Below are 12,548 nucleotides of genomic sequence, written 5' to 3'. Positions count from 1 at the left end.
GGTGTGGGTATGAACGATCACGAGCCCGACGGCACTGCCGCACCGGCCCTGGACGCCGCCGTGCGTCGCGCGGCCGGTGGTGACGCGCGCTGTCGCTCGCGCTCGTGGTTGCGCCTGCCCGGTTCGACGGTGTCGCCGTTCTCGATTCCGACGCGGTTCCTGGGCCGGGTCGGATTGTCCGAGGGTGGTGATGGAGTGTGGGTATGAACGATCACGAGCCCGACGGCACCGCCGCCGCCCCGGCACTGGACGCCGCCGTGCGTCTCGCGGCTGGTGGTGACGCGCGCTGTCGCGGGCTTTCGTGGTCGCGCCTGCCCGGTTCGACGGTGTCGCCGTTCTCGATTCCGACCCGGTTCCTGGTCCGGGTCGGGTTGTCCGTGGGTGGTGGTGGGGTGTGGGTATGAACGATCACGAGCCCGACGGCACCGCTGCCGCACCGGCACTGGACGCCGCCGTGCGTCTCGCGGCTGGTGGTGACGCGCGCTGTCGCGGGCTTTCGTGGTCGCGCCTGCCCGGTTCGACGGTGTCGCCGTTCTCGATTCCGACCCGGTTCCTGGTCCGGGTCGGGTTGTCCGAGGGTGGTGATGGGGTGTGGGTATGAACGATCACGAGCCCGGCGGCACCGCTGCCGCACCGGCCCCGGACGCGGCCTCGCGTCCGGCGGTCGGTGGTGACGCGCGCCCGTCGGCTGGTGGTGACTCGCCTGCTCGGCCGCGTGGTCAGGAGACGCTCGCGCCGCACGTTGCGTTCATGATGCACCTGCAACACCTCGACGGCATTGGTGCCCACGACGAAGCCTTCGATTTGGCGCTCGACGCGGTCCGTGCCGAGGACAAGCTCATCGCGAAGGCCGAAGCGCGCCGCGCGGAGCTGCTCGCGTTCATCCACGAAACCACGCTCATCAACGCTCGGGAGGAGCATCCCGGGAGTGATGATGCGGTGGTGACGGCGATGCGTGAACGCACCGCCCAGCTCGCGCTCGCGACCGCGCGGTCCGAGCCGGTCGTGTCGCGGGAACTCGGTGAGAGCCTCATGCTGCGCGACGCGTTCCCCGCCACGGAAGGAATGCTCCGCGATGGGCACCTCTCGCTCGCGCACGTGCGCGTGATCCTCGCCGAAGGACGACGCCTCCCCGACGACGACGCCCGCAAAGCGTACGAGCGGGCCGTGGTCGACGGGGCCTCGCGGGAGACGCCCGCCAGGTTGCGGGCTCTCGCGCGGCGGGCAGCGCAGACGCTGATGCGGGAGAGTCTCGACGAGCGGCACAAGGTCGCTCGCGAGCAGCGTGGGGTGCGGGTCGTGCACGAAGACGACGGCATGAGCCGGCTCGAAGCACTCGTCCCGACCCTCCTCGGCGCGGCGATGCTCGACCGCCTCACCGAGCAGGCGAAAGCCCTCGCGGGGCCGGACGAACCTCGCACGCATGATCAGATCCGCGCGGACCTGCTGTGCGAACTCGTCCTCACCAGCGACCCCGCCGAGGGGTGCGGGTCGCCGCACGGCGCGGCTGGCGGCATCAACGCGCGCGTCGCGATCACGGTGCCCGTGCTGTCGCTCCTCGATGGTGGCGACGATCCCGCGCTGCTCGACGGGGTGGTGCCGGTGCCGGTGGAACAGGCGCGGGAACTCGCCTCGCGTGCACCCTCGTTCCTGCGCGTACTGACCGATCCGATCACGGGCGTCGCTCGCGAGAGCGACACGCGCTTCCCGACCACGGCGCAGCGCGAGTTCCTCCGGGTCCGTGACGGGCACTGCCGCTTCCCGGGCTGCACCCGCCCCGCACGGCGTTGCGATATCGACCACACCATCGCGGTCACCGACGGCGGCACGTCCTCGCTCGGGAACATGGCCCACCTGTGCCGCCGACACCACACGTTCAAGCACGCCACCCGCTGGCGCGTGGAACAGCGGGAGCCGGGGCGGTTGGTGTGGTTCTCACCGAACGGTGATCGCTACTCCGACCGGCCCAGCCCCATCGGGCCACGGTTCCGCCCGTCCTGGGCATACCACCACGACGACGAACACGACCATCCACCAGCCGGAGGCGGCCAACCACCTGGCGGCGGGCACGCACCAGGCCGCGGCCACCCACCAGACGAAGGCGGCCATCCGCCAGGAGGCGGCCACCCGCCAAGCGGAGACGCCCACTCACCTCACGGCGGCGACCACCCACTAGGCGGAGACGCCCGCCCGGCACAGCCTGCGGGGTTGGTTCGCGCGCTCGCCACCTCGGAACACTCGATCGCGCCCACGATTCGACCGGTCACCGAACGGCCACGCACGAGAATGGAAGCGGAGTTCGAGTTCGACCCCGCACTCCAGGCCTCCACCGACACGCTGCCGAACGGGCCACACCATACCGGACACCGCGGCATCCGTCCCCGACGAACCGGGCCCGACGCCGGCGCCGGGTACGACCCGCCACCATTCTGAGCTCGGCGACGGTAGGTGCGAGCACGAGCCGGATAGCGAAGATCCCACGGCACCTGCCGGGGCGGCGGTGGGATAGGAGCCACTGTGCCGTAGGGGGAGACAGCCGTAGGAGGAGACAGCCGTAGATGGAGACAGCTGTAGGGAGAGAGCCGTAGGAGGAAACGGCGGGGGAGGAGAAACCGATGGGGGGGGGATAGTACTGCGGGACCGTTCCGGCCTTGCGGACCCGCACCAACCAAGTGAAGCCGCATGCGAACTCGTGTGACCGCTCGCCTCGCCGCCCGCTCGCCTCGTCCGTGGGGTGGAAACGCCTCGACGTGGGGAACCGCGACCGCGCAGGTCGAGTGCTCACGGTGTCGGCGTGATCGACCGAGAACGCGGCGGGCACCGGTGAACGCGACGTGCCCCGGTGAGCGCGACGTGCCCCGGTGAACGCGACGTGCCCCGGTGAACACGGTGGGCGGGCCCCGGTGGAGCCGGCGGGTCCCGGTGAACGTGGCGGGCCCCGGCGAACACGGCGAGTGACGCGGCGGGTCCCGGCGAACGCGGCGGGTGACGCGGTGAACGTGGCGGAGGATAGGGGATTCGAACCCCTGAGGGCTTGCACCCAACACGCTTTCCAAGCGTGCGCCATAGGCCACTAGGCGAATCCTCCAGGCCCGTGCGTGCACAGGCTCGAACGATCATAGCGGCTCCCAGGGTCGCCCCCGAACGCGGCGCGTCCGCCGCAACGAAAAGGACCCCTCGCGCACCCGCCAGAGCCCGGTTACCCTTGCTGCATTTCTGCCCTGGGGGAGTTGGCCTGGATGGCGCCACGCGAGGAGCCGCCCCCAGTGTAGCCGCTCGGTCGGGGTCCCGACGACGCGGCACCGGAATGGCGTGCCCCTCGTGTCCGCCACGGCTCGCGAGGTGGGGCGAACCGGGGCCGAACTCGGGGCGAACCGGGGCGAGCGGGCGGACGGGGCGAGCCGCGCCTCGGAAGGAGCGGAGACCGAGCGGGGCTTCGGTCAGGTCAGGAAGCCGGCCCCCGGCCGGCCTCGGTCTGCCCGCGCGTGCGTCGCCGCCGATCGTGGCCCGCGAGCACCGCCACCCGATCCCTTCGGCAACCCGCCGCCCCGGGCGTGCCGTCCCTCGCGGCTCTACGATGGAGATGTGTCGTCGAACATCTACCTCACGTCGTCCGAGGGACACTCGGGGAAGTCCGCCGTCGCTCTCGGGTTCATCGAGGCGTTCAGCCGCAGGGTCGGGAGGGTGGGGGTGTTCCGCCCACTCATCCAGGGGGGTGACGAGCGCGACGCCGTGCTCCAACTCCTCCTCGACCGCGAGGACCCCGGCACGGGCCTCGGCTACGACGACTCGTACGGCATCACGTACGAGCAGCTCCACGCCGACCCGGACGAGGCGATCCCCACGATCGTCGAACGGTTCAAGCGCGTCGAGCAGGCGTCCGACGCGGTCGTGATCGTCGGCAGCGACTTCACCGACGTCGGCAACCCGGCCGAACTCGGCGACAACGCGCGCATCGCAGCGAACCTCGGTGCCCGCGTCGTCCTCGTCGTCACCGGCCGCGACCCCCACGACCTCACGGCACGCACCCCCGAGCAGGTCGCACGCGCCGTCGACTCGACGGTCGGCGAGCTGCGCGAGGCACACACCGTGCTCGGCGGCGTCGTCGTCAACCGCGGCGACGAGGCGCAACTCGACCAGATCCGCTCGGCGGTCGAGGCGACCCTCGTCGCGGACTCCGACGTGCCCGTGCCCGTGTGGGTACTGCCCGAGGAGCCGCTCCTCGCCGCCCCCTCGGTCGCGCAGCTGCTCACCGCGCTCGGTGGCCGCCTCGTCGCCGGCGACGAAGCTCTCCTCGGACGCGAGGTGCTCGGCGTGACGATCGCCGGCATGGCGATGGAGAACGTCCTCGACCGACTCATCGAGGGCGGCCTGCTCATCGTCGCCGCCGACCGCACCGAGACGCTGCTCGCCGTCCTGCTTGCGCAGGAGGCCGACACGTTCCCGTTCCTCTCGGGCGTCATCGTGAACGGCCCGTTCGAGTTCTCGCCCGTCATCGAGCGGCTCATCGCCGGCATCGGCCCGAGCCTGCCCATCGTCCGCACCGACGGCGGCACGTTCGAGACGGCGCAGCGCATCCTCCAGACCCGCGGCAGCCTCGCGACCGGCTCGCGCCGCAAGCGCGACGTCGCCCTCGCGAGCTTCGAGGGTCGCGTGCCCGCCGAGGCCGTGTTCGAGCTCGTCGACGCGCCCGCGCCGACCGTCGTCACGCCCGCCATGTTCGAGTACGGCCTGCTCGACCGCGCACGTGCGGACCGCAAGCGCATCGTGCTCCCCGAGGGCGACGACGACCGCATCCTGCTCGCCGCCGGCACGCTCCTCGACCGCCGTGTCGCCGACCTCACGATCCTCGGCGACGAGTCCGAGGTGCGCGCGCGTGCCGCCGGGCTCGGCGTCGAACTCGGCGCCGCACAGGTGCTGAGCCCCCACGACCCCGAACTCGTTGGCCGCTTCGCCGAGGAGTACGCGCGACTCCGCGCACACAAGGGCGTCTCGGTCGAGCAGGCCGCCGAGCGCGTGCAGGACGTGAGCTACTTCGGCACGATGATGGTCCACCTCGGGCTCGCCGACGGCATGGTGTCGGGTGCCGCGCACACGACCGCGCACACGATCCGCCCGTCGTTCGAGATCGTGAAGACGAAGCCCGGTACGTCGATCGTGTCGAGCGTGTTCCTCATGTCCCTCGCCGACCGCGTCCTCGTCTACGGCGACTGCGCCGTGAACCCCGACCCGAACGCCGAGCAGCTCGCCGACATCGCGATCTCCTCGGCCGCGACGGCCGCACAGTTCGGCGTCGCACCGCGCATCGCGATGCTGTCGTACTCCACGGGCGATTCGGGCTCGGGCGCCGACGTCGACAAGGTGCGCGAGGCGACCGACCTCGTGCGCACGCGCCGGCCGGACCTGCTCGTCGAGGGCCCGATCCAGTACGACGCGGCAACCGACCTCGCGGTCGCGAGCAAGAAGCTCCCCGGCAGCGATGTCGCGGGGCGCGCGACGGTGTTCATCTTCCCTGACCTCAACACGGGCAACAACACGTACAAGGCGGTACAACGCTCGGCGGGGGCGGTCGCGATCGGCCCCGTGCTGCAGGGGCTCAACAAGCCCATCAACGACCTGTCGCGCGGCGCACTCGTCGCCGACATCGTCAATACGGTCGCCATCACGGCGATCCAAGCACAGGGAGCACCGGAATGAGCATCGCCCTCGTCGTCAACAGTGGTTCGTCGTCACTCAAGTACCAGTTGCTCGACGCATCGACCGGCCAGATGCTCGCCTCCGGCCTCGTCGAGCGCATCGGCGAGGAGCGCGCGGTCACGACGCACCGCGTCGGTGACGAGAAGTTCCGCAGCGAGCAGCCCATCCTCGACCACGGTGCGGCGTTCGCCGTCATGATGGGCTCGTTCCTCACCCACGGCCCCGACATCAACGCGCACTCCCCGAAGGTCGTCGGCCACCGCGTCGTGCACGGCGGACGTCGCTTCGTCGGCCCGACCCGCATCGACGACCAGGTCGAGCGCGACATCGACGACCTCGTGCCGCTCGCGCCGCTGCACAACCCGGCCAACCTCGCCGGCATCCGTGTGGCGCGAGCCGTGTTCGCGGACGTTCCGCACGTCGCCGTGTTCGACACGGCCTTCCACACGAGCTTGAGCGATGCCTCGTCGCTCTACGCGATCGACGCCGAGACGGCCCGCAAGCACCGCGTGCGCAAGTACGGCGCCCACGGCACGAGCCACAAGTACGTCGCGGCGCGCGCGGCCGAGTACCTGCACCGGCCGATCGAGGACCTCAAGCTGCTCGTCCTCCACATCGGCAACGGCGCCTCGCTGTGCGCCGTCGAGGGCGGACGATCGATCGAGACGAGCATGGGCATGACCCCGCTCGAGGGCCTCGTGATGGGCACCCGCTCGGGCGACCTCGACCCCGCCGTGCTGTTCCACCTGAGCCGTCAGGCGGGGCTCGGCATCGACGAGCTCGACACGTTCCTGAACCGCCGCTCGGGCCTGCTCGGCCTCACCGGATCGAACGACATGCGTGACGTCGAGAGCCGCGCCGAGGACGGCGACCAGGTCGCGCGCGGCGCCCTCGACATCTACATCCACCGCCTGCGTCACTACATCGGCGCGTACCTCGCGCTGCTCGGCGGCGCCGACGCGATCATCTTCACGGCGGGCGTCGGTGAGAACTCGCAGCTCGTGCGCGCCGAATCGCTCGAGGGCATGGAGTGGCTCGGCATCGAGATCGATCCCGAACGCAACGCCGAACGGTCGGACGAGGAGCGACGCATCTCGACGGACTCGTCGAAGATCGAGGTGCTCGTGATCCCGACGAACGAGGAGCTCGAGATCGCCCGCCAGTCGTTCGAGGCGATCGGCGTCGAGGCCTAGGTGATCGTTCGCCACCGCGGCACCCACCGACACGACGCCACCCTGTCGAGCCGATCGAGGTGAACCTGCACGTCGTTTCCCGACGTCGGCTCGACGGCGGCGTCCTGGAACGCGAGTTCCTGCTCGGTGACGTGCCCGGGATCCTCTGGACCCCGGTCGACGCGTCCGAGACGTCGCCGGTCCCGCTCGTCATGCTGGGGCAACCTGGCGGACTGGGGATGCATCGCATGCGCCCCGCGCTGGAGGGGCGGGCCCGGAGTGCCTCGGCGCACGGCCTCGCCGCGGTGGCGATCGAGTTGCCGGGAAACGGGGGACGCCCCACGCTCCCCGGTGCGGAGTCGGTCCGTGCGGAGCTCCGGCGGGTGCTGTCGGCAGGGGAACGCCCCGGCCCGGAGCTCGTCGACCGGTTGATCCTCCCACTCGTCGAACGCGCGGTCCCCGAGTGGCAGGCGACACTCGACGCGTGCTTCGCGCTGCCCGAACTCGACGGCCGTGCGGTGTACTCGGGTGGGGTCATCGCGATCGGTGTGCGACTGGCGGTCGTCGAACCGCGAATCCTGGCCGCGTGCCTTTTCGCGGGCAGCTACATCCCACGTGCGACGATGTCGGAGGCGACCGCCGTGACGATGCCGCTGCACGTCCTGCTGCAGTGGGACGACGACGGGAACGACCGGGACGCGTCGCTCGCCCTCTTCGACGCCTTCGCCTCGGCGGAGAAGACCCTGCACGCCAACATGGGCGGCCACACGGGCGTGCCGGCGTTCGCCGGTGAGGAGGTGGCGCGATTCTTCGATCGCCACCTCGCCCAGGCCGCCGATTGAACGACATGTGAACGGTCGACGGCACATGCCGCACTCGGCCACCCGGGTGGCTTCGCGTCAGTGACGCCATGCGTCCGCGAGCGCGCTCCAGTGGTCGTCGTCCATGAGCGAGGTGGGCGTCACCCAGACCGTCTCGACGCCCGCGTCGGCGGCCGCCTCGACCGCGTCGCGGAGCGCGTCCGGCGAGATCGCCTCGGCCTCCGAGTCCCACAGGCCGACCGACAGGACATCGCGTGTCCCCGAGCGATCCACCAACGCGTCGGCGAGCTGCGACGTCGTCGGGCTCCCCTCGTCGGCGATGCCGAAGTAGTCCCACACGACGAGCCGGTCGCACGCCCCCTCGAGCAGCGCATAGTCCTGCCCGCTGTCGCGGCGGTCACCGGCCGCGTCCTCGGTCGGAGCCCGCACCTCCATCCACAGCTCGACCCCGTGGGCCGCGGCCGCCTCGCGCGTGCGGCCGACGAGCCCGGCCACCGCGTCGCAGCGCCACGACACGACGCGCTCGTCGGCGACGTCGATCGCCCCGTCGGACGTGCGCGGCCAGTCGTCCGTGCCCGCGACGCGACGGAAGTCGTCGAGATCGTCGTCGCCGTACGTGGTGTCGTCGAGGAAGAGCTCCGTGAGGCTCACGGCGGCGGGTCGATAGCGCTCGGCGACGGCACCGACGAGCGCCACGAGCTCGTCCGCGACGAGACCCTTCGTGAGCACGGCGAGGCTCGGGAAGTCCTCGGAGCGTTCCCCGTCGACGCCGACGCCCGCGAGCTCCGGTCGGTCGGCGAGAAGGCCCGGCGCGAGCACGTCCAGGACGATCGTGATGGAGCGCGAGGAACCGTCCGAAGTGGTTCCGACGAGGTCGAGTGCGTCCGCGACGAGGTCGCCGCCGCCGTCACGGACGGCCGACGACCACGCATCGGTGTTCGCCGCCCACGGGAACGCCGTCCAGTCGACCCGTCCGCCCACGACGCTCACGTCCGTGGCCCCGACGTCGTCGAGGTGCGCCGCGAGGGCGGCGAGGTGTTCGTCGCCCTGTGTCAGGTCCTCGAAGCCGATCCGGAGCATGCGGCGCGGCGCGACGGCCGGCGTCGACGGGACGCACGCCGCGAGGAGGCCGAGGGCGGCGGCGCCGGGCACGGCGAGCAGGATGCTGCGCCGGGAGACGCCGGGCCGGGAGTCCCCCGGATCTCCGTCGCTCGCGCCACCCGCGTCTGCGCCGCGCGAGCCGCTCATGCCTGGAGCCCCGCGGCACGCCGGAGCGAACGATCGGTGACGATCCCCGTGCGGTCCAGCTTGTTCCAGTTCGACTCGCTGCGCGTCGCCTGTTTCCAGAGCGCCTCGACCATGACGCCCGCGATGATCGTCGTGAGGATGGGCCAGAGGGGAATCGTGTAGAGGAACCGAAGGTCGGCCCACGCCCCGTTCATCGCGACGGCGAACACGATCGTCCCGGCCGACACGAAGATGCCGAGCCACGCGAGGATCGACAGCAGGCTCGGCTCGAACGGCGGATCGCCTGAGATGAAGCCGAACGGCAGGCACACGAGGACGGTGAGCAGCAGGACCGGCATGATGACCATGTTGATCGTGTTGAACACGAGGAACAGGCCGAACGCTCCGTAGCGCGGATTCCCGACCATGTCGCGCTGGATGTGCATCGTCTGCAACAGGCCCCGCGCCCAGCGCACGCGCTGTCGCCACAGTGCGCGCATCGTGGACGGTGACTCGGCGTGCACGATCGCCTGCGGACGGAAGCGCACGTGGTAGCCGGCACGGTAGATGCGCCACGTGAGTTCGAGGTCCTCGCCGAGCGTGTCCTCGTTGAAGCCGCCGATCTCCTCGATGACGCTCCGCGGGAACGCGCCGATGTTGCCCGACACGATGGGGAGCACGCGCATGACGTCGAGTGCACGGCGCACGAGACTGCAGCCCGCGTGACTGAACAGGGCGAGCATTTGCGTGAGGGGCCGGTCGAGGTTGACGGGCCGGTCGTCACCGCACACCGCGCCGACGCGTTCGTGATCCATGCCGCGCAGCATCTCGGTGATCGTGTTCGCGCTGAAGATGCCGTCGGCGTCGACGAACATCAGGACGTGCCCGTGCGACTCGCGGATGCCGTGGTTGAGGGCGGCGCCCTTGCCGCCGTTGCGTTGACGGAACACGCGCACCCGCGCATCGCGGCTCGCGAGCCAGGCCATGACCTGTGGGGTGTTGTCGGTCGAGCCGTCGTCCACGATGACGACCTCGACGCGGTCGTAGTTCGATGCGAGCACCGAGTTGACGCAGTTCGCGAGGACGACGCCCTCGTTGTACGCCGGCACGATGACCGAGACGAGGGGGAGTTCGTCGGCCATCGTGTGGATGCCCTTGGCGCGGTGGCGACGCTCGACGATCTCGAAGACCACCGCGAGCGGCAGGTACACGAGCTTCACGAAACCGAACACGAGCGCGATCATGCCGAGCCAGAATCCGATCTCGCCGATGACCCGGGCGACCGCGAGGAAATCGATCACGGCACGAGACCTCGGATGCGGCGCAGGTCGTCGAGGAGATGGTCGAACAGGCCCGGGACGGCCTCGCTGTTCGCGCCGAAGCGCGCGTTGAGCTCGAGGACGACCGGTCGACCGGTGTCGTCACGCCGGACGTCGACGTCGACGGGGCCGACGAGCCCGAGCGCCGAGACCGCGTCGAGTGCGGCGCGCGCGACGTCGGCCGTGTCGGGGCCGTCCGCGGGACGGACGCCGGTCGCGTTGCCGACCTCGCCGGCGCTCAGACCCGTCTTGTCGAGGACGCGCACGAAGAAGGGCGCGCCGCCGTCGAGCGGCGCGTGGACGACCGGCGCGTACTCGGTACCGGGTGCGAACGACTGGAGGAGGAGGTGCTCGTCGAGCGGGCCGAGCGCCGACGCGTCGCGGACGACGCGCACGCCTCGTGCGCCGCGCGAGACGCGCGGCTTGACGACGAGCGGTAGGCCGACGCGGCGCTCGGCATCACCCGGCGCCGTGAGGTCGTGGGGTGTTGCGGTGCGCGGCACGGGGACGCCGCGGTCGGCGAGTCGGCGCTCCGTGACGAGCTTGTCGTCCGCGAGCCGGACGGCCTCGGGCGGCGACACCGCGACGAACACGTCGGCACCGAACGCGTCCCGTGCATCGGCGATGCGGGGGAGCTCCTCGCTCACGGTGGGCACGACGACGTCCGCGCCGACGGCACGGACGGCGGCGCGCATGGCGTCGAGGTAGTCGTCGTCCCGGGCCGGCGGCACGATCCTGACGGGCAGCGGCGAGTCGGGGACCTCGACCATGTCGACGCCGGCCGCGTCGACGCCACGAGCGGCGCACTGCCTCAGTGGCGCGCGACCGGCTGGTCCGCCGGCTCCCGTGACGAGGACGCGGAGCGGCATCACAGGCTCCCGAGCTGGTGGGAGAGGGCGCGCACGACCTCGTAGCCCTCGGCGTGGTCGATCCTGGCCTGCTCGCCGCGGTGGAGTGCCTTGCCCGCGAGCTTGTGGTCGTCGATGTACGGCTTGTCGGCCTGGTTCGCGTGCGCGCGCACGGCCGCGGCCTTGACGTCCATGTAGTCCCCCACGTCGACGAAGAAGCGCGGGGTGAACTCGCTCGTCACCGACGGGCTCTCGAAGCACAGGATCGTCGAGCAGCGGCGCGCGGCGCGCAACACGGCGAGGTGGACGGCGTGGTGGTCCTGGTGCTGGTCGTGCTTCGAGTGCGTGAGGATGACGTCGGGCTGCACGAGGCCGATCATCGCCTCGGTCGCGGCGATCATCTCGCCGATCTCGGTCGCCATCCGGGTGTCCGTGAAATCGCGGACCGTGATGTCGCTCAGCTCGAGGAAGCTCGCGGCCGCGACGGCCTCGCCCGCGCGGATCACCTCGCTCCCACCGCGGGCGCCGCGGCTCATGACGAGCGCCTCGACGTGATGGCCGAGGTCGACGAATCTCGCGAGGCTCGCGCCGCACGCGAGCTCGAGGTCGTCCGGGTGGGCCGCGACGACGAGGATGCGCTTCGGCTGCTGCGGTGACGCCACCGGACGATGCAGGAGCGCGAAGGCGCCGATGAGGAACAGGCCCGCCACGACGGCGGCGCCCGCGACGTACGGCGCCCACGTGGCATCGGTCAGGGCGCCGAGGACGAGCGTCGGGACGAACAGGATCGAGACCGCGAGGGTGGGGCCCCGGTGAGTGCGACGGCGCTGCGGAATCGTCTGCGGATCGATCGGAGCCTGATGATCACGACGACGAGGCCGACGAGAGCGATGCTCGCGAGAAGCAGACCGAGCCACTGCATGGACAATTCCCCTGTTCCCCGTGTCCGCCGGGAGTCGGACACGGCCCCTCGTTCCCCGTGGTCGATCGGCGTCCCGCACGCGGGACCTGCCGGTGTCGGTGCTCGCCGCGAATGGTCTCTGCTTCCGTCGCGGCGGGCGCACGGCGCATGCACCGTGCGTGGACGCCGTCCCCATCGTCGTCCCGAGCGTGATGGCCTGAGCGACCACATTCCCGGGGCGTCGTCGGACGTCGCCGATCGAACCCCCTGAGAGTCGGTTCTATCATTTCCTGGAATGGGGCGGGTACCGCCTCAACGTGATTGCGTGCACGAATCATTCGTTGGCGGGCCGCGGAGTGACTCGATCCGTATCCCGATGGGCGGCGTCGCGGGTGTTCGCGTTTCGACGGCCCTCGCCCGAGTTGACGCGCTTCGAGCGTCGGCGGCGTCGTGCCTCGGGGTCGTTCGGCGATGCGTGCGGGGTGACTCGGTCCATTCGTGCAGTTGTTCGCGTCGTGTTTCGGAACGGCTCGTTCAGGAATGCCCCAACATTCATGTGCGAT

At 71.0% G+C, this 12,548-nt stretch carries 9 protein-coding genes, 1 tRNA gene and 1 other RNA gene; 5 read left to right on the top strand and 6 right to left on the bottom strand.

The annotated features are described in order from the left end of the window. Nucleotides 1-203 precede the first annotated feature (203 nt). Nucleotides 204-404, top strand: a complete 201-nt coding sequence (locus tag HNR16_RS12920; protein WP_179558246.1) for a hypothetical protein — start codon at nucleotides 204-206, stop codon at nucleotides 402-404. 193 nt (nucleotides 405-597) lie between these two features. Continuing rightward, nucleotides 598-2,433, top strand: a complete 1,836-nt coding sequence (locus HNR16_RS12915) for an HNH endonuclease signature motif containing protein (RefSeq protein ID WP_158040744.1) — start codon at nucleotides 598-600, stop codon at nucleotides 2,431-2,433. A gap of 567 nt (nucleotides 2,434-3,000) precedes the next feature. Here the strand turns inward: HNR16_RS12915 and HNR16_RS12910 are convergent. Beyond that, a tRNA-Ser gene (locus tag HNR16_RS12910) sits at nucleotides 3,001-3,088 on the bottom strand. 77 nt (nucleotides 3,089-3,165) lie between these two features. Continuing rightward, an RNA gene (gene ffs, locus HNR16_RS12905) (signal recognition particle sRNA small type) lies at nucleotides 3,166-3,262 on the bottom strand. A gap of 323 nt (nucleotides 3,263-3,585) precedes the next feature. On the opposite strand from ffs, the gene pta reads away from it, so the two are divergent. From pta to HNR16_RS12890, 3 genes are read left to right on the top strand one after another with little or no spacing between them, the layout of a single operon-like run. Continuing rightward, nucleotides 3,586-5,697: a phosphate acetyltransferase gene (pta, locus tag HNR16_RS12900; protein ID WP_158040745.1), complete on the top strand. Its 2,112-nt coding sequence runs from the start codon at nucleotides 3,586-3,588 to the stop codon at nucleotides 5,695-5,697. Continuing rightward, nucleotides 5,694-6,890: an acetate/propionate family kinase gene (locus HNR16_RS12895; RefSeq protein WP_158040746.1), complete on the top strand. Its 1,197-nt coding sequence runs from the start codon at nucleotides 5,694-5,696 to the stop codon at nucleotides 6,888-6,890. The genes pta and HNR16_RS12895 overlap by 4 nt, the downstream gene beginning before the upstream one ends. Before the next feature lie 59 nt (nucleotides 6,891-6,949). Continuing rightward, complete coding sequence (locus tag HNR16_RS12890; protein ID WP_338109168.1) at nucleotides 6,950-7,711, top strand: dienelactone hydrolase family protein; 762 nt, start codon at nucleotides 6,950-6,952, stop codon at nucleotides 7,709-7,711. A 57-nt stretch (nucleotides 7,712-7,768) separates the two neighbouring features. On the opposite strand, the gene HNR16_RS12885 is transcribed toward HNR16_RS12890, so the two are convergent. The 4 genes from HNR16_RS12885 to HNR16_RS12870 are packed head-to-tail and all read right to left on the bottom strand — an operon-like array spanning nucleotide 7,769 to nucleotide 12,001. Continuing rightward, a complete protein-coding gene (locus HNR16_RS12885) occupies nucleotides 7,769-8,938 on the bottom strand; it encodes a hypothetical protein (RefSeq protein ID WP_158040747.1) in 1,170 nt (389 codons plus the stop codon). Beyond that, on the bottom strand, nucleotides 8,935-10,218 hold the full coding sequence (locus tag HNR16_RS12880) for a glycosyltransferase family 2 protein (protein WP_158040748.1): 1,284 nt from the start codon (nucleotides 10,216-10,218) through the stop codon (nucleotides 8,935-8,937). The genes HNR16_RS12885 and HNR16_RS12880 overlap by 4 nt, the downstream gene beginning before the upstream one ends. Continuing rightward, nucleotides 10,215-11,105 carry an ATP-grasp domain-containing protein gene (locus tag HNR16_RS12875; RefSeq protein WP_158040749.1) on the bottom strand — a complete coding sequence of 297 codons (891 nt, stop codon included), beginning with the start codon at nucleotides 11,103-11,105 and terminating at the stop codon, nucleotides 10,215-10,217. Before HNR16_RS12875 ends, HNR16_RS12880 begins: the two co-directional genes overlap by 4 nt. Beyond that, a complete protein-coding gene (locus HNR16_RS12870) occupies nucleotides 11,105-12,001 on the bottom strand; it encodes a PIG-L deacetylase family protein (RefSeq protein WP_218868446.1) in 897 nt (298 codons plus the stop codon). The genes HNR16_RS12875 and HNR16_RS12870 overlap by 1 nt, the downstream gene beginning before the upstream one ends. Nucleotides 12,002-12,548 lie beyond the last annotated feature (547 nt).

The sequence above is a fragment of the Pseudoclavibacter chungangensis genome (genome assembly GCF_013410545.1).
GTDB lineage: Bacteria > Actinomycetota > Actinomycetes > Actinomycetales > Microbacteriaceae > Pseudoclavibacter > Pseudoclavibacter chungangensis.
This window is presented reverse-complemented; position numbering and strand designations above follow the sequence as displayed.

Bases quoted from the DNA above. Each gene is read 5' to 3' on its own strand.
- HNR16_RS12875 (WP_158040749.1), bottom strand. From the start codon at position 11,105: ATGCCGCTCCGCGTCCTCGTCACGGGAGCCGGCGGACCAGCCGGTCGC.
- HNR16_RS12915 (WP_158040744.1), top strand. From the start codon at position 598: ATGAACGATCACGAGCCCGGCGGCACCGCTGCCGCACCGGCCCCGGAC.
- HNR16_RS12895 (WP_158040746.1), top strand. From the start codon at position 5,694: ATGAGCATCGCCCTCGTCGTCAACAGTGGTTCGTCGTCACTCAAGTAC.
- HNR16_RS12885 (WP_158040747.1), bottom strand. From the start codon at position 8,938: ATGAGCGGCTCGCGCGGCGCAGACGCGGGTGGCGCGAGCGACGGAGAT.
- HNR16_RS12920 (WP_179558246.1), top strand. From the start codon at position 204: ATGAACGATCACGAGCCCGACGGCACCGCCGCCGCCCCGGCACTGGAC.